The organism is Sulfitobacter sp. G21635-S1, from assembly GCF_027213915.1.
GTDB lineage: Bacteria > Pseudomonadota > Alphaproteobacteria > Rhodobacterales > Rhodobacteraceae > Sulfitobacter.
Genome location: NZ_JAPWGV010000005.1, coordinates 117,101 through 141,601, shown reverse-complemented (window position 1 = coordinate 141,601; position 24,501 = coordinate 117,101). Strand labels below are relative to the sequence as shown.

At 62.6% G+C, this 24,501-nt stretch carries 23 protein-coding genes and 1 riboswitch; of the genes, 10 read left to right on the top strand and 13 right to left on the bottom strand.

Features of this window, described 5'->3' with window-relative positions; all coding sequences use genetic code 11:
- Positions 1-44: 44 nt before the first annotated feature.
- The 3 genes from O4H53_RS07530 to O4H53_RS07520 are packed head-to-tail and all read right to left on the bottom strand — an operon-like array spanning position 45 to position 3,236.
- Entirely contained in the window at positions 45-737 is a 693-nt protein-coding gene (locus O4H53_RS07530) for a thiamine ABC transporter ATP-binding protein (RefSeq protein WP_269362615.1), read from the bottom strand.
- Positions 724-2,277: a thiamine/thiamine pyrophosphate ABC transporter permease ThiP gene (locus O4H53_RS07525; RefSeq protein ID WP_269362614.1), complete on the bottom strand. Its 1,554-nt coding sequence runs from the start codon at positions 2,275-2,277 to the stop codon at positions 724-726. Before O4H53_RS07525 ends, O4H53_RS07530 begins: the two co-directional genes overlap by 14 nt.
- Complete coding sequence (locus O4H53_RS07520; protein ID WP_269362612.1) at positions 2,253-3,236, bottom strand: thiamine ABC transporter substrate-binding protein; 984 nt, start codon at positions 3,234-3,236, stop codon at positions 2,253-2,255. Before O4H53_RS07520 ends, O4H53_RS07525 begins: the two co-directional genes overlap by 25 nt.
- A gap of 34 nt (positions 3,237-3,270) precedes the next feature.
- Positions 3,271-3,370, bottom strand: a riboswitch (TPP riboswitch).
- A 91-nt stretch (positions 3,371-3,461) separates the two neighbouring features.
- Between O4H53_RS07520 and aroC the strand changes: the two genes are divergently transcribed.
- From aroC to O4H53_RS07500, 4 genes are read left to right on the top strand one after another with little or no spacing between them, the layout of a single operon-like run.
- Positions 3,462-4,793: a chorismate synthase gene (gene aroC / locus O4H53_RS07515; protein WP_269362611.1), complete on the top strand. Its 1,332-nt coding sequence runs from the start codon at positions 3,462-3,464 to the stop codon at positions 4,791-4,793.
- A 7-nt stretch (positions 4,794-4,800) separates the two neighbouring features.
- Positions 4,801-5,736, top strand: a complete 936-nt coding sequence (locus O4H53_RS07510; protein WP_269362610.1) for a DMT family transporter — start codon at positions 4,801-4,803, stop codon at positions 5,734-5,736.
- 20 nt (positions 5,737-5,756) lie between these two features.
- Positions 5,757-6,353, top strand: coding sequence for a cob(I)yrinic acid a,c-diamide adenosyltransferase (cobO, locus tag O4H53_RS07505; RefSeq protein ID WP_269362608.1), 597 nt, complete (start codon positions 5,757-5,759; stop codon positions 6,351-6,353).
- On the top strand, positions 6,353-7,126 hold the full coding sequence (locus O4H53_RS07500; RefSeq protein WP_269362607.1) for an SDR family NAD(P)-dependent oxidoreductase: 774 nt from the start codon (positions 6,353-6,355) through the stop codon (positions 7,124-7,126). Before cobO ends, O4H53_RS07500 begins: the two co-directional genes overlap by 1 nt.
- Before the next feature lie 46 nt (positions 7,127-7,172).
- Here O4H53_RS07500 and O4H53_RS07495 read toward each other — a convergent pair whose 3' ends face one another.
- Entirely contained in the window at positions 7,173-8,726 is a 1,554-nt protein-coding gene (locus O4H53_RS07495) for an alkaline phosphatase D family protein (RefSeq protein ID WP_269362606.1), read from the bottom strand.
- A gap of 274 nt (positions 8,727-9,000) precedes the next feature.
- Between O4H53_RS07495 and O4H53_RS07490 the strand changes: the two genes are divergently transcribed.
- Positions 9,001-9,945 (top strand): cyclase family protein, encoded by a 945-nt coding sequence (locus tag O4H53_RS07490; RefSeq protein ID WP_269362605.1) that lies wholly within the window; start codon positions 9,001-9,003, stop codon positions 9,943-9,945.
- A 45-nt stretch (positions 9,946-9,990) separates the two neighbouring features.
- On the opposite strand, the gene O4H53_RS07485 is transcribed toward O4H53_RS07490, so the two are convergent.
- On the bottom strand, positions 9,991-10,860 hold the full coding sequence (locus tag O4H53_RS07485; protein WP_114273857.1) for a branched-chain amino acid aminotransferase: 870 nt from the start codon (positions 10,858-10,860) through the stop codon (positions 9,991-9,993).
- Positions 10,861-11,007: 147 nt separating this feature from the next.
- Here O4H53_RS07485 and O4H53_RS07480 point away from each other — a divergent pair, with 147 nt between their 5' ends.
- The 5 genes from O4H53_RS07480 (at position 11,008) to dxs (ending at position 15,403) form a co-directional block, all read left to right on the top strand.
- On the top strand, positions 11,008-11,520 hold the full coding sequence (locus O4H53_RS07480; RefSeq protein ID WP_114273858.1) for a MarR family winged helix-turn-helix transcriptional regulator: 513 nt from the start codon (positions 11,008-11,010) through the stop codon (positions 11,518-11,520).
- A complete protein-coding gene (locus O4H53_RS07475; protein ID WP_269362602.1) occupies positions 11,517-12,218 on the top strand; it encodes a response regulator in 702 nt (233 codons plus the stop codon). Before O4H53_RS07480 ends, O4H53_RS07475 begins: the two co-directional genes overlap by 4 nt.
- Positions 12,219-12,345: 127 nt before the next feature.
- Positions 12,346-12,588: an exodeoxyribonuclease VII small subunit gene (locus O4H53_RS07470; protein WP_269362601.1), complete on the top strand. Its 243-nt coding sequence runs from the start codon at positions 12,346-12,348 to the stop codon at positions 12,586-12,588.
- 5 nt (positions 12,589-12,593) lie between these two features.
- Positions 12,594-13,460, top strand: coding sequence for a polyprenyl synthetase family protein (locus O4H53_RS07465; protein ID WP_269362600.1), 867 nt, complete (start codon positions 12,594-12,596; stop codon positions 13,458-13,460).
- Between the two features lie 14 nt (positions 13,461-13,474).
- Complete coding sequence (dxs, locus tag O4H53_RS07460) at positions 13,475-15,403, top strand: 1-deoxy-D-xylulose-5-phosphate synthase (protein WP_269362598.1); 1,929 nt, start codon at positions 13,475-13,477, stop codon at positions 15,401-15,403.
- Positions 15,404-15,416: 13 nt separating this feature from the next.
- On the opposite strand, the gene O4H53_RS07455 is transcribed toward dxs, so the two are convergent.
- The 8 genes from O4H53_RS07455 to O4H53_RS07420 form a co-directional block, all read right to left on the bottom strand.
- Entirely contained in the window at positions 15,417-16,196 is a 780-nt protein-coding gene (locus tag O4H53_RS07455) for an ion transporter (protein ID WP_269362596.1), read from the bottom strand.
- Between the two features lie 70 nt (positions 16,197-16,266).
- Complete coding sequence (locus O4H53_RS07450) at positions 16,267-16,875, bottom strand: exopolysaccharide biosynthesis protein (RefSeq protein WP_269362594.1); 609 nt, start codon at positions 16,873-16,875, stop codon at positions 16,267-16,269.
- Entirely contained in the window at positions 16,865-17,719 is an 855-nt protein-coding gene (locus tag O4H53_RS07445; RefSeq protein WP_269362593.1) for an SDR family oxidoreductase, read from the bottom strand. Before O4H53_RS07445 ends, O4H53_RS07450 begins: the two co-directional genes overlap by 11 nt.
- A 39-nt stretch (positions 17,720-17,758) precedes the next feature.
- On the bottom strand, positions 17,759-18,460 hold the full coding sequence (locus O4H53_RS07440) for a YjbF family lipoprotein (protein ID WP_269362591.1): 702 nt from the start codon (positions 18,458-18,460) through the stop codon (positions 17,759-17,761).
- Positions 18,457-20,655 carry a YjbH domain-containing protein gene (locus O4H53_RS07435; RefSeq protein WP_269362589.1) on the bottom strand — a complete coding sequence of 733 codons (2,199 nt, stop codon included), beginning with the start codon at positions 20,653-20,655 and terminating at the stop codon, positions 18,457-18,459. Before O4H53_RS07435 ends, O4H53_RS07440 begins: the two co-directional genes overlap by 4 nt.
- 118 nt (positions 20,656-20,773) lie before the next feature.
- On the bottom strand, positions 20,774-22,660 hold the full coding sequence (locus O4H53_RS07430) for a polysaccharide biosynthesis protein (RefSeq protein ID WP_269362587.1): 1,887 nt from the start codon (positions 22,658-22,660) through the stop codon (positions 20,774-20,776).
- A 198-nt stretch (positions 22,661-22,858) separates the two neighbouring features.
- Entirely contained in the window at positions 22,859-23,494 is a 636-nt protein-coding gene (locus O4H53_RS07425) for a sugar transferase (RefSeq protein WP_269362585.1), read from the bottom strand.
- 10 nt (positions 23,495-23,504) lie between these two features.
- Positions 23,505-24,359 (bottom strand): NAD-dependent epimerase/dehydratase family protein, encoded by an 855-nt coding sequence (locus O4H53_RS07420; RefSeq protein WP_331284226.1) that lies wholly within the window; start codon positions 24,357-24,359, stop codon positions 23,505-23,507.
- Between the last annotated feature and the right edge of the window lie 142 nt (positions 24,360-24,501).

Genomic DNA, 24,501 nt, shown 5'->3' with positions numbered 1-24,501 from the left:
TTTTTGAAAAGATCGGACCGGAATTTTCGAAAATTCCGGCACCTTCAGCCCAGGTAATCCCTCAGTTCCGGCGGCGGGTTGTCCATCAACGCCGCCGCCGGTTGCGGTGCCTCCGCCACGCCGCCCGCGACAAAGATCACCTCATCCGCGATCCGGCGCACATCATCGGGCGCATGGGTCACCATGATCAGTGCCGCCCCCGTTTCCGCCACAAGGTCCTGCACCAGATCCAGCATCTCGTTGCGCAGCGCCGGTCCCAAGGCAGCAAAGGGTTCGTCCAGCAACAAAAGCGGCCGTGCCTGCACCAGCACGCGCGCCAGCGCCACACGGCCCTGCTGCCCGCCGGACAGCGCGCCGGGCCGCTTGTCCGCATATGCGCTCAGCCCCACCCGTTCCAGCGCCTGCGTCACCCGGCTGCGGTCCTCCGCGCTCAGCCGCATATCGGGGTTGATCCCCAATCCGACATTCTGCGTCACGCTCAGGTGCGGAAACAGGTTGTTGTCCTGAAACAACATCGTCATGGGCCGTGCGCCCGGGGCCGCTTGCGTGATGTCCTGCCCCTGCCAGATCAACCGCCCTGCCGTCAGCGGCACGAACCCGCCCAGCGCCCCCAGCAGCGTCGATTTTCCCGCGCCCGAAGGGCCGATCACCGCATATTTCCGACCCTGTTCAAGCGTCATGTCAGCGGACAACCGAAAACTGCCCAGCGTGATTTCCGCTTTCTCAATCCGCAGCATGCCAGCGCCCTCCCCTGTCGCAAATCCAGAACACGCCCAGCGCCATGACCAGCAGCAGCACCGCCGCGCCGGCAGCCGCCTGCATCTGGTAGGACCCCATCAGCCGGTACATCTGCAATGGCAAGGTGGCACGGTCCGGATCGGCAAAAAGCGCAATCACGCCCAGATCCCCGATCGACAGCGCCCCCGTCAGCCCCGCCGCAAAGCCGACCTGAGGCCGCAGGCGCGGCAGGATCACCCAACGCCAGAGCGACCAGCCACGCATCTGCAGCGAAGCACTCAACCGGCCGTATTCACGCAACGTGTCCCGCAGGCGCGGCACCAGGATCCGCAGCGCAAAGGGCAAGGCCATCAGTGCATTCACCAGCGCCGTCACCGGCAGCGCCAATGCCACCGGGTCCACCACCGGGTTAAGCAGGATGAACCACCCCGTCCCGATCATCAGCGGCGAGGCGGACAGGCCAAACAGGCCGATGGCTTCCACCCCACCCGACGCCCTGCCGGCGATCCAGCCCGCCATGGGCAGTGCCAGCGCCAGCAAAACCACGATGCTCAGCATGGCCACGCCCAGTGACGCCCCCGCCGCCTGCCAGACCGAAGCCGGCATCATCGGCAGCCCGGCAACGCCCCTCAGCACAACTGCCCCCAGTGGCAGCAGCAGAAAGGCCGCCCCCAGCAGGATCAATGCAACATCGCCCCAGCGCTGGATGCCGCCGCGCGCATCCCACCGGCGCGGTACCCGGTCCAGCCCGCCGCCAATGCCCACCGAAGGGATAAACCACAGCGCCACCATCGCCGCGCTGCCGGCAACAACCAGCTGAACCAGCGACAGCAACGCCGCGCGCGTCAGATCGAAATCGTAGCGAAAGGTCTGATAGATGGCGAGTTCGATGGTTGTGGACCTTGGCCCCCCGCCCAGGGTCAGCGCCACGGCAAAACTGGTCAGGCAGATGACAAAGATCAGCGCAAAGGCCCCCGGCACGACCTGGCGCAGCAGCGGCCGTTCCAGCGTTCGCGCCACGGCGCGGGGGCTCAGATCAAGCTGCGCCACCAGCCGGAATCGCTCTGCCGGGATGGATTGCCACCCCTGCAGCAGCAACCGCGTGGCGAGGGGCAGGTTGAAAAAGACATGCGCCAGCACCACACCGTGCAACCCATAGATCGACAGTTCCGGCAGGCCCATGGTGCCAAGCACGGTATTCAGCATGCCATTCCGGCCAAACACCGCCAGCAAGCCGATCACGGCGACAATCACCGGCAGGATAAAGGGCACCCCCAGCAGCATCACCAACAAGCCATGCCCGAAGAACTGCCGCCGCGCCAGTGCCCGCGCAAGCGGCACCGCCAGCACAACGGAAAACCCGGCCGACAGCAGCGCTTGCATGACCGTGAACCGGATCGCTGCACCGTCGCCGGGGCCAAATCCCCCCGGTTCGGCACGCGAGACAATCCCGACACAGGCCGCCAGCACAACCGCCACCGTCAAACCGGCGGCGGTCATGCCCGCAATGCGCGTTACTGGGTCAGCGCGCTGCGCCATGCCTCGATCGCTTTCTCCTGCACGGCGGCTGCTTCGGTCTCATCGTAGAACAGCACTTTTTCCGGCAGATCCAGCTTGGCCCAGCCGTCGGGCCACTGGCTCTGCGGCAGGGCCGAGGGCAGCGACCAGTTGGCGGCCGGGATCAGTTTCTGGAAGGTTTCGGACATCACGAAGCCCATGAACTGATCCGCCAGTTCCGGCACATCGGTATCTGCCACCTTGGCCAAGGTTTCGACCATGAAATAATGCCCCTCCGGAAAGAGCGCGGCATGTTTGGTAAAGTCTTCCTCGGCAAACATGTGATAAGCGGGCGAAGTGGTATAGCTCAGCACCATGTCCGCCTCACCATCGGTGAACATCCCGTAGGAGGTTGACCAATCCTTCGTCACCGTCAGGATTTTCGGTGCCAGCTTGCCCCAGGCTTCCTGCGCCTTGTCGCCAAAGACCGCCTCGACCCACAGCACCAGCGCGAGGCCGGAAATGGATGTGCGCGGGTCCTGGATCACGATCTTGACGTCATCAGGCATGTTCAGCAGATCGTCGAAGGTCGCGGGCGGGTTTTCCATCCGCGTGTCATCAAAGACAAAGGCGGTATGCCCGTAGTTGAAGGGCAGGAACACGTCATCCGTCCATTCGATCGGCAGCGTCAGCGCGCTGTTGTCCTGACCGTGCGGCGCAAAAAGCCCGGTTGCCCGCGCCTTGGCCGTCACGTCCGAGGTCAGGCCGATCACCACATCTGCCTTGGTCCGCTTGCCCTCCAGCAGCAGGCGCGGCAGCAGATCGCCGGTCGAGAATTGCAGATCGCAATCGCAGACCTTTTCAAATTCCGCCTCGATGACCGGGCCGGGGCCCCATTCGGATGTGAAATAATCGCCGGCATAGACTGTCAGCACAGGCGTCTCGGCCTGCGCGGCGGTTGCGGCAAGTGTCGCTAAAGCAGCAAAAGTGAGATGTCTCATGGCATCCTCCATCATGCGGCGTCAGAAAGCGTTGGATGGATGTCCAGACCTTCCCTCCGCCGGTGTTAACCGGTTCAGGTTCAACGGGTCAGCTTGCGCAATCTCAGCCCGATTGGGCCCCCCGAGGTGCATCAAGAGCTAGGACGCTCTTACCCGACTTGCAAGGCGAAATCCCTTGAGGCCCCTTTGCACGCCCGGTAACAGGGTCAGCAAAGGAGCGTCCCTATGTCGATCAACAGCTTTGGCCACCTTTTTCGTGTCACCACATGGGGCGAAAGCCACGGGCCCGCGCTTGGCGCCACGGTTGACGGCTGCCCCCCCGGCGTGCCGGTGGATGCGGCGATGATCCAGCACTGGCTGGACAAACGGAAACCGGGCCAGAACAAATACACCACCCAGCGCCGCGAGGCGGACGAGGTCCGCATCCTGTCCGGCGTGTTCGAAGGCGTCACGACCGGCACACCCGTGCAGCTGATGATCGAGAATACCGACCAGCGGTCAAAGGATTATGGCGACATCAAGGACAAGTTCCGCCCGGGCCATGCCGACATCACCTATTTCCAGAAATACGGCGTGCGCGACTATCGCGGCGGTGGCCGGTCCTCTGCCCGCGAAACCGCGAGCCGGGTTGCGGCGGGCGGGCTGGCCCGCGAGGCGATCAAGGCAATTGCGCCCCAGGTGCAAATCACCGGCTACATGGTGCAGATGGGCCCGCACAAGATCGACCGCGATGCCTTTGACTGGAACCAGATCGAACAAAACCCCTTCTGGGTGCCCGACGCCAGGGCCGCAACCGATTGGGCGGAATACCTCGACGGTCTGCGCAAATCGGGCAGCAGCGTCGGCGCGATAATAGAGGTCGTGGCGCGTGGCGTACCAGCGGGCCTTGGTGCGCCGGTCTATGGCAAGCTGGATACCGACCTGGCCGCCGCGATGATGAGCATCAACGCGGTCAAAGGCGTGGAGATCGGCGAGGGCATGTCGGCGGCGATGCTGACCGGCGAGCTGAACGCGGATGAGATATTTGCACCCCCTGCATCCGAAGACATCGTCGAGATCTTTTTCAAAGGTGCCAGACTGGACGCCACGGGAACATATATCATCCGACCTCAGAACGAGAACGACAAGGAACGCTGGTTCAAGGTGAAGGATCTGTTCCATTTCACCGAGGCCGAGGGCGGCATGACGCTTCAGGTCACGCGCAAGGCGCTGAACAAACGCATGATCGCAAATGGCGGCCTGCCGATCGTGAAACGGGCGGAGCCGAGATATTCTTCCAACCACGCGGGTGGCATCCTCGGCGGGATCAGCACCGGGCAGGACATCGTGGTGCGTTTCGCGGTGAAACCGACCTCCAGCATCCTGACGACGCGCAAGACCATCACCAAGACCGGCGAGGAAACCGAGATCATCACCAAGGGCCGCCACGACCCCTGTGTCGGCATCCGGGCGGTTCCGGTGGGCGAGGCGATGATGGCCTGTGTACTGCTTGACCACATGCTGCTGCACCGGGGACAGGTGGGCGAGAACCGCGGCACCATCGGCCCGGACGCATGAGCCATTCATGAAGGTAGAAGATTTTTCCGAAAGACCCGCGCTCGGGGTTGCACTCAAGATCACCGCAATCTTTCTGTTCACCTGCATGTCGGCGATCATCAAGTCCACCTCGGACGAGATCCCGCCGGGTGAGCAGGTCTTTTTCCGCTCGCTCTTTGCGATCCCGATCATACTGATCTGGCTGGCCCAACGCGGACAGTTGAAGATCGGGCTCAAGGCCAGGAACCCCATGGGCCACGTCTGGCGCGGGCTGTTCGGGACCACCGCAATGGGCCTGACCTTTGCCGGGCTCGGCCTGCTGCCCCTGCCCGAAGTCACCGCCATCGGTTTCGCCACGCCGATCTTCACCGTGGTGCTGGCCGCCGTGATGCTGGGCGAACGCATTCGCCTGCTGCGCATCAGCGCCGTGGCGGTGGGATTGATTGGGGTGGTCATCATCCTGTGGCCCCGCTTTGGCAGTTCACAGCTCGACCATATGGCCACCATCGGCGCCATGCTGATCCTCGGTGCCACGATGATGCGCAGCCTCGTACAGGTGCATCTGCGCCAGCTGGTGCAGAACGAACATACCGCTGCCATCGTCTTCTACTTTTCCGCCACCGCAACCGTGCTGTCGCTGCTCACCATGCCCTTTGGCTGGGTGGTCCCGACCGGCCAGACTGCAGCGCTGCTGGTGATGGCAGGGCTGGTGGGCGGTGTTGCCCAGATCCTCGTCACCTCGTCCTACCGCTTTGGATCGGTGTCGATGCTGGCACCCTATGATTATACCTCGATGCTTTTCGCAATTGTTCTGGGCTATGTCATCTTTGGCGAACTGCCCACGATCATGATGCTGGCGGGGGCCGCGCTGGTGATCTGCGCCGGTGTCCTCGTCATCTGGCGCGAACACCAGCTCGGCATGGACCGCAGCAAGGTGCGCGCCGTGTCCGACCCCAAGTCCTGACCCCGTAAAAGGAGAGTGCCATGACCGACCAGTCCCACAAGGAAAAGATGCAGGAGCGTCAGACCGAACAGCGCAAGAAGGTGGCCGAGCTGCAGGACCCGGAAATGGGTCTGGTGCTGGTCCATACCGGCGCGGGCAAGGGCAAGTCGTCTTCCGCCTTCGGCGTGGTCCTGCGGGCGCTGGGCTGGAAACAGCGCGTTGGTGTTGTCCAGTTCATCAAGGGCAAGTGGAAAACCGGCGAGCGGCTGTTCTTTGACCGTTTGGGCGGCGTCGACTGGCACACCATGGGCGAAGGCTTCACCTGGGATACGCAGGACAAGGAACGCGACATCGCCGCCGCTCAGGCCGCCTTTGCCAAGGCGCGCGAGATGATGGAAAGCGGCGATTACGATCTGGTTGTGCTGGACGAGATCAACATCGCCATGCGTTATGATTACCTGTCGGTCGAACAGGTCATCGCAGGGCTGGAGGCGCGCGACAAGCGCACCGGCGTGATCCTGACCGGGCGCGACGCCAAGCCGGAGCTGTGCGAATATGCCGATCTGGTCACCGAAATGACCGAGGTGAAACACCCCTTCAAGGCTGGGATCAAGGCGCAGAAGGGCGTCGATTTCTGATGCCCGCAAAGCAGAGCAAGGCCCAGAAGGTTGCGCTGGTTACCGGCGCTGCACGGGGAATCGGGCTGGCCACCGCAAGGCTCTTCATCGAAGAGGGCTGGCTGGTCGCGGCATTGGACCGCGATGCGGACGCATTGCAAAAGGCAGCCGCCGACCTTGGACAGGCGGCCAGCGCCTTTGTCTGCGACGTGTCGGACCCTGGCGCCGTGGACCGGACCGTCGCGGATGTGCTGTCGCGTTTCGGGCGGATCGACGCGCTGGTGAACAACGCGGGCGTGGCCGATTTCGGCCCGATCGAACAGACCGATTTCGCCCGGTGGCGCCGGGTGATGGAAACCAATCTAGACGGTGTTTTCCTGATGTCGCAGGCGGTCGCCCCGGCGCTGAAGGAGACAAAGGGCGCCCTGGTCAACATCGCGTCGATCTCGGGGTTGCGCGCCTCTACCCTTCGGGTCGCCTATGGCACCTCCAAGGCCGCGGTGATCCAGCTGACCAAACAGCAGGCGGCGGAACTGGGTGAATACGGCATCCGCGCCAATTGCGTCTGTCCGGGCCCGGTGCGCACCAAACTGGCGATGGCCGTGCATACCCAGGACATCATCGACGCCTACCATGACGCGATTCCGCTGAACCGCTACGGCACGGAGCGCGAGATCGCCGAAGTCATCGTATTCCTGTGCTCGGAGAAGGCCAGCTATGTCACCGGGCAGGTCATCGCCTCTGACGGCGGTTTCGAAAGCACGGGCGTCGGCCTGCCTGCGCTGCGCAAATAGGGCAGGCCAAACCGGCCCGCCCCATCTGGTATCTCGGATCGAATACTCAGATCGACGCGCCCTTGGGGTCGAGCGTGACCGAGTAAAGCTCGGTGTCTGCGCGGTCCATCAGACGCACCGTCATCTGCTGGGTCTGCGCGTCAATGTCCACGAGGCCAAAGAACTGCAAGCCGGCGCTGGGCGGCAGGTTCACCTGACCCTCTGCGGGGGCTTTCACGAACTTCAGCTCCGGCCCGAAGGTCGCGTCCAGCGCATTCGGCCCGAACGTGCCCGCATGCAGCGGCCCCGAGACGAATTCCCAGAACGGTTCAAAGTCCTGGAACTGTGCTTTGTCGGGGTTGTAGTAATGCGCCGCAGTGTAATGCACGTCAGCGGTGAACCAGACGGTGTTCTGCACCCGCGCGTTCTTGATGAAGCGCAGCAGTTCCGCGATTTCCAGCTCGCGACCGCCCGGTGCGCCGTCGTTCTTGTTGGCCACGCCTTCGATCTTTTCGCCATCGGGTACAACCAGACCAATCGGCATGTCGCAGGCGATCACCTTCCAGGTGGCGGTGGAATTGGTCAGTTCCCGCTTGAGCCATGCCATCTGTTCGGAACCCAGGATCGTGCTGTCCGCGTTGATCTCGCTTTCCTGCGATGCGCCGTTCGGGCCACGGTAGCTGCGCAGGTCCAGAAAGAACACGTCGAGCATCGGACCATAGTTGATCTTGCGGTAAACGCGGTTCGGCTCTGCCGGGGTGATCCGCAGCGGCGTCATCTCGTGGAACGCCTGGGCGGCACGGGCGGCCAGGACATGCACGGATTTCTCGGTATAGCGGTCATCGGCGGTCAGGTCCTTGGACGCCGACCAGTTGTTGACGACCTCATGGTCGTCCCACTGCATGAAGGTCGGCACCTGCGCGTTCAGTGCGCGCACATGTTCGTCCAGCATGTTGTATTTCCACTGGCCGCGATATTCGTCCAGCGTTTCGGCAACCTTGCGCTTTTCATCGGGCAGAACCACGTTCTTCCACTTACCACCGTCAGGCAGGTCGACCTCGTCCTGCATCGGGCCATCGGCATAGATCGTGTCGCCGGAATGCAGGAAGAAATCAGGCGTATGGCGCGCCATCGTCGCATAGGTGCGCATGCCATCCGCGTCGATGCCCCAGCCCTGACCGGCCGTGTCGCCCGACCAGGCAAAACGCACATCACGGCGTGCGGTCGGCGCGGTGCGGAACCGCCCCACCAGGGGTTCGGAGGTCACGTTGAGGTCGGTCAGATCGGCGGCGGTGAACCGGTAAAAGATATCCTGGTCGCTCGGCAAGTCCTGCAGCAACCGCTTGACCGCCATGTCATGCCCCGGCACCGCGTCCATGCTGGGCAGCTGACGTGCATTGGCAAAGCTCTCCGTGGTCGAAACCTCGACCATCACCCGCGAGGGGCGGTCGGTGCGGGTCCAGATCATGCCGGAATTCGTGTCCACATCCCCTGACTGAACGCCATGGGTGAATACGGGCCGGGAGGACGCGCGGCTGATTGCGGGCATTGCAAGCGTTGCGGCAAAGGCGGCGGACCCCGCCAGCACGGAGCGGCGGGTGGGGCGCAGGAGTCTGGTCATGGATGGGTTTTCCCTGTCTGGATGAATTCTGCGCCACTCAAACCGCAGTCGCGTAACGGTCTGCCGACAGTTTCGTGACAAGTTTTTCAAGGTTTCATGACAGCAACCGACACATCCGTTCCCACCGGAGTCCCTGCGGGTAACCGCCCTGCACCTGCCAGTTTCAGCCCGGGCCAATTCGCCGGGGATTCCCGTGATTGGGGAAATTTCGTGTAACCTTTGCACAGGGCCCGGGCGAATCTCGCCAAAGGCCCCTAATCCTAGGGAGGAAACCATGACAAGAATGATGACCGTGACACTGGCCGCGCTGGTGCTGGGGGCGACTGCGAGTTTCGCGCAGGATTGCGCGCCTTCGAAATGGGGTGCGGATGACACGATCGGTTCCGCCAACCTGGTGACGCCGGAACGCACGCTGGAGGCGGCCAAACTGATCAAACAGGGCAAATCCATGCCGCTGGGCATCACCATCGGCCCGGACACGCCGGCCTTTCCGCCCCGGTCGCTGAACCTGCAGGTGGTGCAACCCAACCAGCAGGGCGGGCAGAAGCTGACCAGCTTCGGCTACGAGGGCAACTACAACGACGATATCCTGCAAACCTGGATCGGCATCGGCTCGCAACTGGACGGGCTGGGGCATCTGGGCGAAGGCGGGCATTACTACAACTGCCTCGACGAAAAGGAGATTTCCGCCATCACCGGCCTGACCAAACTGGGCACCCATGACGTGCCGCCACTGGTCGGGCGGGCCGTGATCATCGACATGGCGAAACACCTCGGCAAGGAGGTCATGGAAGCCGGGGAACACTTCGGATCGACAGAAATCAAGGCCGCCGCCGAGGCACAGGGTGTCACCATGGGTGAGGGTGACATCATCCTGTTTCACACCGGCTGGACCGAAGGGATGCTGGAAAGCGACCCGATGCTATGGGGCAGCGCCGAACCCGGCCTGACCAACGAAGGCGCGGTCTATCTCGCCTCGCTCAACCTGATGGCGGTGGGCGCGGACACCTGGGGGCTGGACGCGATCCCCGCCGCAGAAGGAGACAAGGTGTTCTACGGCCATGTCACCCTGCTCAAGGACAACGGGATCTATATTCTGGAAACCATGAATGTCGGCCCGCTGCTGCGTGATGGGGTGAACGAGTTCATGTTTGTGCTGGGCCAGCCCCGGATCAAGGGAACGGTGCAGGCAATGGTCAATCCTGTCGCGCTGTACTGAACCTCTGGGCGGGACCCCGGGGTCCCGCCTCTGCTTTGGGCTATCTCAGCTGCGGACCAGCTTTTCGTAGCTTTCCGCGATATCGCGGGTCATCGCGCCGACCTCAAAGGTATAATCGCCAATCTGGCCTACCGGGGTCACTTCGGCTGCCGTGCCGGTCAGCCAGCATTGTTCGAAGCCTTCCAGCTCTTCCGGCATGATATGGCGCTCATGCACCGCAATGCCCTTGTCCTTGAGCATTCCGATCACCGTCTGGCGCGTGATCCCGTTAAGGAAGCAATCCGCATCAGGCGTATGCACCTCGCCGTCCTTGACGAAAAAGATGTTGGCACCTGTCGCCTCGGCCACGTAGCCCCGATAATCCATGAACAAGGCGTCGGAGCATCCTTTGGCCTCAGCCGCGTGTTTGGACATGGTGCAGATCATGTAAAGGCCCGCCGCCTTGGCATGGACGGGGATCGTCTCGGGGCTGGGGCGTTTCCATTTGGAGATATCGAGCTTTGCGCCCTTCATCTTGGCGTCGCCGTAATAGGCGCCCCATTCCCAGGCAGCAATCGCCAGCCGGACAGGGTTGCGGGCCGAAGCGACCCCCATGTCGTCGCCCGCGCCGCGCCAGGCCACCGCACGGACATAGGCATCCGTCAGACCGGATACTTTCAGAACCTCGGCCTTGGCGGCCTCGATCTCGTCCACGGAGTACGGGATTTCGAAATCAATCATCTCGGCAGAGCGTTTCAAACGCTCCGAATGGGCGCGGCTCTTGAAGATCTTGCCGCCATAAGCACGCTCCCCCTCGAAGACGGAAGAGGCATAATGCATCGCATGGGTCAGGATATGCACATTGGCCTGGCGCCAATCGACCATCTTGCCATCCATCCAGATGTGACCATCCCGGTCATCATAGGCACCTACCATTTTTTCACCCCTTGATTGAATAATGTTGCGCGACAAGGCCCGCGTCGGACACTTTATGTCGTGAAAGTTGTGGATGACTATCGTTTCGCTCTTGGAGTGTCAACAAGGCTGACGTAATATGCCCCCTCAAAGGCAAAGAGGTACATCATGGCGGACGGACGCGCCCCAACAGGGATCGGTGGCGAGAACCTGCTGTTTCTGACGGACGAACAACTGCGCCAGGGGAGCGAGGCGATGTTCTTCGCCTATCGCGGCTTTACCGCCGATCCCGACCGAATTCTGATGGATCTGGCCTATGGCCGGGCGCATCACCGGGCGATCCACTTCATCAACCGGGCGCCGGGCACCACGGTGAACAACCTGCTGAACATCCTTGGCGTTACGAAACAGTCACTGAACCGTGTGTTGCGGACCCTGATCGCGGATGGTCTGGTGGAAAGCAAGGTAGGACGGAACGATAAACGTGAACGCCATCTGCACCTGACCGACGCAGGCAAGGCCCTGGAACGGCAGTTGTCCGATGCGCAGCGCGCCCGGTTGCGGGCTGCCTTCAGGGAAGCGGGGCCAGAAGCGGTCGCAGGGTTCCGCAAGGTGTTGGAGGCGATGATGGACCCAGAGATGCGTGCAAGCTATGCGCGGCTGCGCGAGACCGGGGGATGACCGCCATGGACGCCCATCTGCTGATCGTCGATGACGATGAACGCATTCGCACCCTGCTGAAGAAATTCCTGATGCGGCACGGATTCCTGGTGACCGCCGCACGGGACGCCGCCCATGCGCGGCGCATCCTGTCGGGGCTGGATTTCGACCTGATCGTGCTGGACGTGATGATGCCCGGCGAAGACGGTCTGACCCTGACCGCCTCGCTGCGCGAAACCCGGCAGACCCCGATCTTGCTGCTGACGGCCAAGGGCGAGACCGGGAACCGGATCGAAGGGCTGGAGGCGGGGGCGGATGATTACCTCGCCAAGCCGTTCGAGCCGAAGGAACTGCTGCTGCGGATCAACGCGATCCTGCGCCGGATGCCCGAGACCCGGCCGGAGGATACCGCGCCCAAGGTTCTGTCGCTGGGCCACAACCGCTACGACATGGAGCGCGGCGAGCTGTGGCAGGGCGACGAGCTGGTCCGGCTGACGGCGACCGAGGTGCAGCTGATGCGGATATTTGCCGCTCAGCCCGGCGAACCGATGAGCCGTGCACGCCTGGTCGAGGAACTGGGCCGTGACCGGGGTCAGGCCCAGGAACGCGCGGTGGATGTGCAGATCACCCGGCTGCGGCGCAAGATCGAGGTGAACCCCAAGCAGCCGCAATACCTGCAGACAGTGCGCGGCGCGGGCTACATGCTGGCCCCTGACTGACGCACTTGTTGCAACCGCCGGGGCTGTGTGCCCCCGGAATATTTTTGCCAAAAAGAAGCGGGGGCATGGCTGGCAGCCATCGGCGATCATCGCTATTGTGCCGCAACCTATGATCAGTGAGGCTCCGATGTCCGACACACCCGTTGAAGAAATGAGTTTTGAAACCGCCATGGCGGAGTTGGAGAAGGTCCTGGGCCAACTGGAGCGTGGCGATGTCGCGCTGGACGAGAGTATCGCGCTCTATGAGCGCGGCGCCGCCCTGAAAGCCCGCTGCGAGGCAAAGCTGAAAGAAGCCGAGGAAAAGGTTGCCGCAATCACGCTGGATGGCGATGGCAACCCCACCGGTGTCAAGGCGGTCGAAGGCCTGTAGCAGCGGTGTTCCAAAGCAGGCTCTCCGAGGCGGCGGATGCCGTGGCACAGCACTTTGAGCGGGTGTTGGGGTCATTTGACGATCTGCCTTTTGTCCAGGCGATGGGTCATGCCACCCGTGGCGGCAAATGCTTGCGCGGATTTCTGGTGCTGGAATCGGCCCGGCTGCACGGGATCCCCCCCGAGCAAGCAATCTGGCCTGCCACTGCGATCGAAGCGCTGCATGCCTATAGTCTGGTACATGACGATCTGCCCTGCATGGATGACGATGATCTGCGGCGCGGCGCGCCGACGGTGCATGTCGCCTGGAATGAGGCGACAGCCGTTCTGGCCGGTGATGCGCTGCAATCCCTGGCCTTCGAACTGGTCACCCATCCCGATGCGGGCAATGACAGCGCCCGCATGACACTGGCGCGCACCCTCGCCCAGGCTGCCGGCGCGCGGGGCATGGTGCTGGGCCAGGCACTGGATATCGCGGCGGAAACAGCCCTGTCTCCGCTCACGCTTGATCAGATCACCGCCTTGCAGCAGGGCAAGACCGGCGCGCTGTTCGGCTGGTCCGCAATGGCCGGGCCGCGGATGGCGGGCGCAGATGCCGCACCGCTGGCGGCCTATTCCGGTGCGCTTGGCCTTGCCTTTCAGATCGCAGATGACATTCTGGACATCGAGGGCGATGCCGCTACCGTCGGCAAGGCCACCGGCAAGGATGCCAGGGCAGGCAAGGCCACATTCGTGTCCCTGCTGGGCCTTGAAGAAGCCAGACAGCGTGCCCAGGATCTGGTGCAATCAGCCTGTGATGCGCTTGACGTTTATGGCAAAGACGCCGAGACGCTGCGGGACGCCGCGCGTTTTGCCGTCACCCGCAGGAATTGACAGAGGGGGCAGACATGCCTGACCAACCCGCCACACCGCTGCTGGACAAGATCAAGCGCCCGGCTGACATGCACGGGCTGACCGATACCCAGCTCATTCAGCTTGCCCGCGAGGTCCGGGCCGAGACCGTCTCTGCCGTCTCCGAAACGGGCGGACACCTGGGCGCCGGGCTGGGCGTGGTTGAACTGACGGTCGCTTTGCACGCGGTCTTTGACACCCCCCGTGACAAGATCATCTGGGACGTGGGCCACCAGTGCTATCCGCACAAGATCCTGACGGAGCGGCGCGACCGCATCCGCACCCTGCGGCAAAAGGACGGGCTGAGCGGGTTCACCAAGCGCAGCGAATCTCCCTATGACCCCTTTGGCGCGGCGCATAGTTCGACCTCGATCAGCGCGGCGCTCGGCTTTGCCGTGGCGCGTGATCTGGGCGGTGTGGTGCCCGAAGGTCTGGGCGATGCGATTGCGGTAATCGGCGACGGGGCGATGTCGGCCGGCATGGCCTATGAGGCGATGAACAACGCAGGTCACCTGAAAAAGCGCCTGATCGTGATCCTCAACGACAACGAGATGTCCATCGCCCCGCCGGTGGGCGCGATGTCCAGCTATCTCAGCCGCCTTTATGCCGAAGAACCGTTCCAGGATTTCAAGGCGGCGGCCAAGGGCGCGGTTAGCCTGCTGCCCTATCCGTTCCGTGAGGGCGCGAGACGCGCCAAGGACATGCTCAAGGGCATGGCTGTGGGCGGCACCCTGTTCGAACAGCTGGGCTTTTCCTATCTCGGCCCCATCGACGGGCATGACATGAACCAGTTGCTGCCGGTGCTGCGCACGGTCAGGGCACGGGCGACGGGGCCGATCCTGATCCATGTGCTGACCAAGAAGGGCAAGGGATACGCCCCTGCGGAAAACGCGCGGGACAAGGGGCACGGCGTGTCCAGGTTCAATGTCGTCACCGGCGAACAGAAAAAGGCACCTTCCAACGCGCCCTCCTATACCTCGGTCTTTGCCAAGACCCTGTTGGAGGAAGCGGCAGAGGACGACAAGATCTGCGCCGTGACCGCTGCGATGCCGGATGGCACCGGGCTGAACCTTTTCGCCGAACGCTATCCGTCGCGCTGCTTTGACGTGGGCATCGCCGAACAGCATGGGGTAACCTTTTCTGCCGCGCTTGCTGCCGGCGGGATGCGGCCCTTCTGCACGATGTATTCGACCTTCCTGCAACGCGGGTACGATCAGGTGGTGCATGACGTGGCGATCCAGCGCCTGCCGGTCCGCTTTGCCATCGACCGCGCGGGTCTGGTGGGGGCGGACGGGGCGACTCATGCGGGCGCATTCGATGTGGCCTACCTTGCCAACCTGCCCGGCTTTGTCGTCATGGCCGCCGCGGACGAGGCGGAGCTGAAACACATGGTCGCCACGGCGGCTGCCCATGACGATGGGCCCATCGCCTTTCGTTTTCCCCGTGGCGAAGGCAACGGCGTGGACATGCCGGAGCGCGGCAAACCGCTTGAGATCGGCAAGGGCCGGATGATCCGGCAGGGCAACCGCGTGGCGCTGCTGTCCTTCGGCACCCGGCTGGCCGAGGTCGAAAAAGCCGCCGAGGCGCTGGCGGCCAAGGGGATCACCCCCACCATCGCCGACGCACGTTTCGCCAAACCGCTGGACCGCGACCTGATCCTGTCCCTGGCGGCGGATCACGAAGCGCTGATCACCATCGAGGAAGGTGCCGTGGGTGGTTTCGGCAGCCATGTGGCGCAATTGCTGGCGGAGGAAGGTGTCTTTGACAAGGGGCTGAAATACCGCTCCATGGTCTTGCCCGACATCTTCATCGACCAGGCCTCACCGGCAGACATGTATGCGGTTGCGGGCATGAACGCCGAACAGATCGAGGCCAAGGTGCTGGATGTTCTGGGCGTGACCCGGATCGGGGTGCAGCGGGCCTGAGGCCGCGCAGCAGCTACTTGGCCTTCTGCTGCTCCAGCAACCGGTCAAGGCGTTCCTCGATCGCGATCAGGCGCTCGTTTACGCTGTCCCGGTAGGCACCGGTTTCGGCATTCTCTTCCTCGTGGTGGGCGTCCTGCATGGAGTTCACGATCAGACCGACCAGCAGGTTCACCACCGCGAATGTCGTCACCATGATGAAGGGGATGAAGAACAGCCATGCCAGCGGATAGACCTCCATCACCGGGCGGACGATGCCCATGGACCAGCTTTCCAGGGTCATGATCTGGAACAGGGAATAACCGGATCGGCCCAGGGTGCCGAACCATTCGGGAAAGCTGTAGGCAAAGAGCTTGGTCGCGATGACCGCACCGATGTAAAAGATCAGCGCCATCAGGGAAAAGACGGATGCCATGCCCGGCAGGGCGGTGATGAACCCCTCGACCACCCGGCGCAGGCGCGGCGCGGCAGAGACCAGCCGCAGCACCCGCAGGATACGCAGGGCCCGCAGCGCGCTGAAACCCTGCGCCGCCGGAACCAGCGAGACACCGACAATCACGAAATCGAAGATGTTCCAGCCATCACGGAAAAACCGGAAGCGGTGAACGACGAGTTTCAGCAGCAGTTCGACGACGAAGACCGCCAGGCAGAGCTTGTCCAGCAACACGATCAGCCCGCCTGCATGGGCCATCGCAACCTGTGAGGTTTCCAACCCCAGCAGGATCGCGTTGAAGATGATGACCCCCATGATGAAACTGCTGAAACGCGGTGCTTCGACAAAGGATTTCAAGTTCATTTTCTGCGGCCTGCCTCAATCTTTGGACCCTATATGGAGCCTGGTCACGATGCGAACAAGGGACGAAGCGTCACGGCCAGAACGACAGGATGGCACCCGCCGATATGGCGATCATGATGTAGCCCAAAAGCACGTAAACACCGTCTTTGGTGTACAGGCCATAGGCCAGCAGGGCGACGGTTCCGCCGCCGATGGAGGACACCATGGGCAGCACCTCAAGCGGCGGCCAGCCCAGCGGGATCACGGCGCAGGCCGCCAGAGTGACCCAGCGCATCGGCCCCCGGGTCAGGAACATCAGGCGCTGGTGGGAATGCCTGTCCAGAAAGGCACAGGGTTTGCGCATCCAGGAAACGGCCTTGCGCAGCTTGCCGCTCGCGATGGTGCGGCGCAGCAGGAAATCGGGCAGCCACAGGCGGCGGCGTCCGGACAAGGCCTGCACCGCCATGATCACGATGATCGACGCGGCAATGGTGGGCATGCCGGGAATGCCGGAGATCGGGGACACCAGCAGAACCCCGATCAGCAGGATGAAGGGCGTGATGGTGCGGTCGCCGAATTCGGTCAGCACATCCTGCACCGACACGGTATCGCGGCGCGCAGCATGATCCATGCCGTCCAGAAGATGACTTAGCGTTTGGTTCTTGTCGTCTGTATCGGCGGTTTCAGGATCAGATGTCATTCTTGAGCATTGCAGCGAGTCCGGTGCGGTAGTTCGGGAATTGGGGGTCCCAGCCTAACGCCTGCTTTGCGTGATCGTTCCGCACCTTCTTGCTCTCGGCGTAGAAACTGCGCGCCATGGGCGTCATTTCCGCCGTCTCGAAATCCTCTGCCGGGGGCAGCGGCAGGCCCAGAAGCTCTGCTGCATGGCCGATCACGTCCTGCGGCGGGGCCGGGTCGTCGTCGCACAGGTTATAGACCGCGCCCGGATCGGGCCGGGCGATTGACAGGACCAGCGCCTGCGCGATGTCTTCCACATGGATACGCGAAAACACCTGCCCCTTTTTGATGATACGCCGGGCGGTGCCACGGCGCACCTTGGCAAAGGGCCCCCTGCCCGGTCCATAGATCCCCGCCAGCCGGAAAATGTGCAGCGGCAGGTCAGGGATCGCCTGCCAGGCAGCTTCGGCCTCTACCCGTGCCTGACCGCGCTTTGTGGCGGGGGTCAGGGGTGTCTGCTCGTCCACCCAAGCGCCCTTGTGATCGCCGTAAACGCCGGTGGTCGACAGATACCCCAGCCAGCGCAGGCGTGGCGCAATTGCCGCGATGTCAGGGCCAAGTGCTGCCAGCACCGGGTCACCGTCGGGCCCCGGCCCCGCCGACACCAGGACATGCCGGACCTCTTGCAGAAGCGGGCGCAGATCGGTGCCCGGCCACAACAGCGGTTCCACACCGGTGCGGGCAATTTCATCCTGTTTCTCCGCACTGCGGGTCGTGCCGATGACCCGCCAGCCCTGCGGGATCAGGCGCGCCGCCAGCGCCCGCGCGGAATAGCCGTGACCAAGTGAAAGAAGGGTGTTGTCCATCTGCGCAACCTGCACCCGAACCCGCGTCAGAACAAGGGCTCAGCCCTGAAGGCGCAGGAAGTCGATATAGCCAAAGGTCGGCCCGGCCCATTGCCGGGACTTGCGCATCCGGCCGCTGCCGGTTTCCACCCAGTACTCATTGGTGAAACTGGCCTGACCATTGGAACAATCTTCGCGCATCCGGTAGGTAGAGATCCGCTGATCCACGATCTGGATGGTTTCGCGCCCCAATTGGATCATGTCGCAGGAGAAAGCGACCGTCTGCGCTGTCCCGTTCGTGCGGTCGATGGTGATCAGGCGCTGACCGCCCCCACCCTGCCCGTCAAACCCGGCAAAGGCTGCCTCCGCCTCGGCAGAGCGTATGTCGCCGCCCAGCCCCTTGGTGCCCACCAGAACGCCGTTGCGCAGGATCACCTGCGCATCGTCCGACGATTGCCAGACCTCGATTGTGCCGGGATTGCTGTCGTCGCGGCGGGCAATCAAGCGCAGGAAATCCTGCGCCTGCGTATTGTCGGGGATCACCTGCATCACCGGACCGGGGGTCTGGTTCAACTGCTTGCGGGTCACGTCGATACGAATGGGCGGGCCAGCGGGGGCACCGGCGCCTGCAGCCCTGGACTTGATCGAATCGAACAATGCCCGGGACGCGGCAAGGGCAGGATCACCGCCGTTGGGGTTGCTGCTGCACCCCGCAAGGGCAAGGGCAGAGACCATCACCATCAAAGAGATCGCACGCATCATTCCCAAACCCTCGACCATTCGCTCTCGATTGCATCGCGATGGCCCGACCGGACCTGTTCATAGAGCCTTCCCGGAACGTTCAGACGCGCGCCACCGTCCCGCTGGATCGGCCGGATGGTGGTATTGACCGTCCGCGTGCCGGGGGTGCCCAGGAACCAGCTGACCGGGATGGTCAGGTTGATGCCCTTGTCGAATGACCCTTCGCCAAACTCGGCCGAGGAGACGTTTGTAAGGGTAAAGAACCCGCCGATGCGCCAGCCGTTCGAGAATTCGCGGGTCACGGTCACCGTGCCACCGACATCACCTGCCAGGTAACGACCCACATCGACCTGCCCCAGGTAACCACCGCCAAAATCATAATAGGCCGAGGCATGACCGGTGGCGACGCCGTAGCTTTGGAAACCCAGGCCGCCGTAATCGCGCTGCTTGACGTAATTTGCCTCGACCCCCAGCGCCAGACGGCTTGCCACCGGCTTCCAAAGGACCTCGGCGGAGATCCCGCCGAACATCCGTTCGAGGTAACCAGCGGTCACCCGGGCATAGACATCGTTGCCGGGTTTCCACCGGCGCAGGACATAGAGGTTCTCAAGGCTGGTGTCACCGGCCCGCGCGTAAAGGATGCCGTCGGTCCGTACCCGCGCCAGCTGCGAGTTGCTGAGCCTTGCGCTGTCACCGACGTTGCCGAACAGGCGGTGTTTGACCAGACCGCCGATTTCCCAGCCCGGTGCCGGGCGGTACTTGAAATCCGCCCTCAGGCCGGCATCGACGCGCACCGGATTGTCGGGGTCGAAATAACTCGGATCGGCATAGGGGCCGAACGACCAGGAGAAGTCGGGATAAAGATCGGCATTGACCGCCGCACCCGGCAGATCGGGCGTCGCGGCACCGAATCCGGTCACCGCCAGCAGGGCATCTGCGGCCTGCGGGTCAAATTCAAGCGCTTCCAGATCGGACCGGCGCATGATCACCGCCGATTGCGCCAGCCCCTCCTGCATCGGCACGATGCGGAACGTCTCGACAGAGGCGGGCAGGACCTGCGCCATCGCCCGCGCAGCGCGCCCGATTGCAACGGACATGGCACGATAGGTCCCGTTGCGCATCCGCAGTTCCGCGCTCGACGCCGAGACCTTCAGCGATACAAGGGTCAGCCCGTAATCTTCCAGAACCGGCTTCAGCCTGTCACGCATGGTCTGCGCCGCATTCTGGTTTTGCGACCAGGCGGTGTCATAGGCCTGCGGCTGCGCTGCCCGGCTTGGACGTGGCTCGATCGGAGCGGTCGGCAGCACCCGTGTCGGGGTTGGCGGTTGTTTCGGGTTGAACTGCAACTGCGCGTTGAAGCCGAATTCCGAACCGTAAAGATAATAAGCCCCGAACCGCAACCGGTCCGAATACTGGTATTCTGCGCCAAAGTTGAAACGGGACTTGCGGGTAAAGACACTGCGCGTGACCGTTTCGGCCTCATAGGCATCGGAACTGTATTCCGCCTTCAGCCCCCAACGGTCGTTGATCTGCCATTCAACCCCGGCAAAGGGGGCGGCATCGCCACGGAACCACTGATCGAAAGACGGGCTGCCCCCGCGGCTTTGGGCGTCGAATGCGGGGCGCGGCCCACCAAAGGGCGCACCGATGGCGCCTGAGCTGCCCAACCGGCCCCAGCCCAGACCTGCCGTCACCTTGAAGGCGCCCGGAATGCTGCCGATATTGTCAAAGGTCTTGGTCGCCACGACATATTCGCCGGCATAGATACCGGTGCCCGCGAAATCCTGCAGGCCGACCGTGATGGCGGGCCAGATCCGGCCTTCCTTGCGCACCTGGTAGCGCAGGTCGAAACTGCGGTCGCGATAGGTTTCAAAGCCGTCGGTGTTCCAGTCCTGGATGCCGACGTACCGGAAACTGGCCGAAAGGCGCGGTGTGGCCTGGAAGGTCAGCGTGGTACGGGTGATTCCGCCAAAGTTGGAGACGCCGACCGTGATCTGCCCGTCGGGCAGGACCTCGCCAGTCGGCATGTCGATCAGACCGGGAGAGCCGTAAAAATTCAGCGTCGGCCGATCCGGGACAGCGAAGATATCATAGGTGTCATCGGCAAGGACCGGCTGCGCCAGCATTCCGGCCGAGATGGAGAGCGCAAGGCAGGTTCCCCTGACCGGCGCAGACCGCCAGGCCCCTGTAGTGGCTTTCCCGTTTACCTGCGACACGCTGTTGTCCTCTTTCTGAGACACCTTAGCTGGTTCTGCCAACCACACTCCCAGAAATCAACCATTCCCCCGCAGGCTGGGACAGCCACAAGGGGATAGAGACATTACTGCGACATATTCAGGAGGTTTTCCGCTCGCGCGCATGTTTGGCATAGCCTTCGACCCAGCGCATCACGACCCCCCGGGCCATGTCCTCGTTCGATGCAACGAAAGCTTCGCGCAGGCGCCGGGTCGCCGATGCGATCTCGATCTCCGAAAGCCCCTCTTCTCGGGTTGCAAAAATCTTGGGATGCTGGGTCGGGAACCGCTCTCCGGACAGGGTCAGCTCCTCGACCATTTTCTCACCGGCGCGCAGGCCCGTGAACTCGATCTCGATGTCACCATCCGGGTTGTCTTCGTCACGCAGGGTATAGCCCGCGCTTTCGATGACCTGGCGGGCAAGCTGAAAGATGGAAACAGGCTTGCCCATGTCCAGCACGAATACTTCTCCGCCCTGTGCCATGGCACCTGCCTGCAGAACCAGCCTCACCGCCTCCTGAACGGTCATGAAATACCGTTCCACCAGCTTGTCGGTCACCGTCAGCGGACCGCCCCGGCTCAACTGATCCTGAAACAGCGGCACAACGGAACCGGAGGAGCCCAGCACGTTGCCAAAGCGTACCATCGAAAAGATCGTTCCGCCCGACTTGGCCGCAGACCGGCGCGCCATGTCCTGTATCACCAGTTCGGCCAGCCGCTTGGAAGCCCCCATGATGTTGGTGGGCCGCACCGCCTTGTCACTGGAAATCAGGATGAACCGTTCCACCCCGGCCTTCGCCGCCTGTTCGGCCAGTGTCTGGGTCCCGAAGACATTGTTGACCAGACCGGAAAGCGGATTGGCCTCGACCAGCGGAACATGTTTGTAGGCTGCCGCATGAAGGACCACCTGAACATTGTGCTCCGTCATGACCTTGCGGACCTGCCGCGCATCGGTGATGGAGCCAAGAACCGGCACGATCTCGATCGCGCGGCCTTCTGACAATTGGCGCAGTTCCATGTCCGCGTTGTAAAGCGCGAATTCGCTCAGTTCGAAAAGAACCAGCTTTGTCGGGCGACGGTCCAGCGCCTGACGGCACAGTTCTGCGCCGATGGACCCGCCGGCACCGGATACAAGGATCACCTTCTGCGTATAGCAGGCGGTGGTTTCGCTGATCGTGTCATCCACTTCATCCCGGTTCAGGAAGCGGTGCGCCGACAGCGGTGTCAGCTTGTCCACCAGCGCCTCTTCTCCGATAAGCTGGGCAAAGGATGGCAGGGTCTGCACCTCCAGCCCCATCTTTTCGAGCCGGCGGGCAATCTGCGCCTGCTTTGGCAGGCTCAGCGAGGGAACCGCCAGAAGCACCCGGTCGATTTTCTTTTCCCGCGCGACCTCGGCAATCCGCAGGGGATTGTACACCGGCAGCTGCGCCACGCTGAGGCCCTGAATGGCCGCGTTGTCATCCACAAAAGCAACCGGCTCGATGTTCTCATGCCCGCGCAGCGCCGACACCAGCTGCGTTCCGGTGGTGCCCGCGCCGTAGATCAGAACCCGGCACCGCGAAGTGGAGCGGCGGTAAATCGCCAGCACCAGCTGCAACAAGACCGCCCGGCTGATCACCACGGAAGAAAAGAACGCCGCACCAAACACCAGATGGACACCCAGCGGCATGCCAAGACCCAGAATGTTCGACACGATAATCGACGTGATGGCGAGGAACATCGCGAACACGCCGGTCATCCCGATTGCCGCGGTTTCATAGGAGTTCAACTGGATCGCACAGACACCCAGCCACATGGAAACGCCGATGCCGACCAGCAGCACATAGGGCAGGACCGGAATATAGGCGATCATGTTCGCCACAAGCCCGCCCGGCAGCGCCTGCGCCACGATGGCAAACATGATGGAAAATACGACCAGAATGGAATCGAGGGTCAGCAAAATGCCGCGCTTCTGGCGCTTGGAAAAGGATTTGATCAGGTTCAGCATAGAGTTAAAGTCGCCCTCACCCAGGTGGAAATATATCAGATACACATGGGTTACAGCGCGCGACCGTCATTGGCAGCGTGGTGATCCCCCGGCAAATTTTTGTTCAAAAACAGGAGTTTTATTACACGATCTCCGCCAACAATCACAGTCCGGTTTCCAACAGGTTGCCGTCAAATGCACCTATAAAGGCAAAATGCCTTATTTATTGGCGGTTTTTGGCCTACCTTTGCGCCTGAATAAGTTACCGATGGTCTGGAATACCAGGTCAAAATCATAACACGTCGACTGATTCTCCCGGTAAATGAGGTCCAGCCGCGCCTTTCTGGGGACACAGATTCGGCAGTAGACATCATCGGTTTCCGCAGCGGTCTCACAGCGAGCAAGCAGACGCTCCTCGTGCTTGTGGAACCGGATCGTGGCCAGGCCGGTCACGCCGGGCCGCGATTTCAGTACCTCGCCATAAATCTCGGGAAAGCGCTCGACATATTCCCGAAGTGGCGGGCGCGGCCCGACAAAGCTCAGGTCCCCCCTGAGGATATTCCAAAGCTGCGGGAACTCATCCAGCCGCTTGGCCCGCAACCAGGCACCCGTTTCCGTGATCCGGGATGATTTATTGCCCCCGGACACGCCCTGATCGCTGTCGACCACCGTCATCGTCCTCAGCTTCCAAAGATTGAACGGTTCATCCAGCCCCTTCATCCGCTCCGCCACAAAGAACAGCGGGCGGCCTTCCTTGATCAGCAGATAGATCAGCAGCCAGATCAGGACCGGACCAAGGATCACCACCAGCAAAGAGGCAAAGAACAGATCGAAAATACGTTTGCGCCAGGTCATTCGATCGCCTTCACTGAGAACTGTCGGGTTGCGCCAGGTAGGCCCGCCATTCCGCGACAAGGCCCTGCGCCTGTCCCGCGTTAGGCGCGAATTCGACAAGCTTTTCAAGTCGCTTCGTTTCCAGCTCCACCCGCGCGATTGCCGCAGGTCCGGCTTCGCGGGGAGTCCAGGCCCGACCGGCGGCATCCAGCAGCGCACCCATATGGACCACGCCGGGTGCCGCGACATTCACAATGCCGGGCAGGTCGTCCGCGGTGCACAGACGATGTATCGCACGGGAAAGGCTTGCCGGCCCGATATAGCTGCGCGCGGGTGTCGTCCCGTCAGGCAGAACATCAAGCTGCATGCCCTCCCTCCAGCCGCCAAGGATCGCATCGGCCCCGGCGACATTGCCGATACGCAACATCGTCACCGCCTGACCGCAGTCTCTGGCAGTGGCAAAGGCATCCCTTTCCATCTCCAGCTTTGCCTGTCCGTATTCCGAAGCCGGTTCACAGATTATGTCTTCGCTCAGTGGACCCCGGGCGGCGCCGTAAACAGCTGCGGAAGAGGCCAGCAGAAGCCGTGGCACCCCCGCCCGGCCCGCCGCGCGGACGGCGGCAAGCGCCAATGCCGCATTGAGAGAGAGCGGATTTCCGCTGGCGGCTGCATGTGCCGGTGTGATCCCCGAAAGGCACAACACCGCACGCCGCCCTTCCATCGCTGCGCAAAGCGCCTCGGCATCCGAAAGCGGGTCGAAACTGACATATCCCGGTCGCACAGTCCTGCTGTGACATATCAGGTCCGTCTCTGCCGGCCAGAAGGCCTGCACCATTCTGCCAAGACGCCCGGATGCCCCAAGCAGCAATACCCCGCTATTTCGCATCGTCCCGCCCGAAATCGTTGACCTGTACCTTACAGCCGGTATCTTGCCCGAAACAGATATCCAATCGCGACCCTTTTTTATACCGCCGTGCTTTTCAACAGCCGCGTCATTGCGTATGGGAACATTGAGCCCCGGTCTGCGG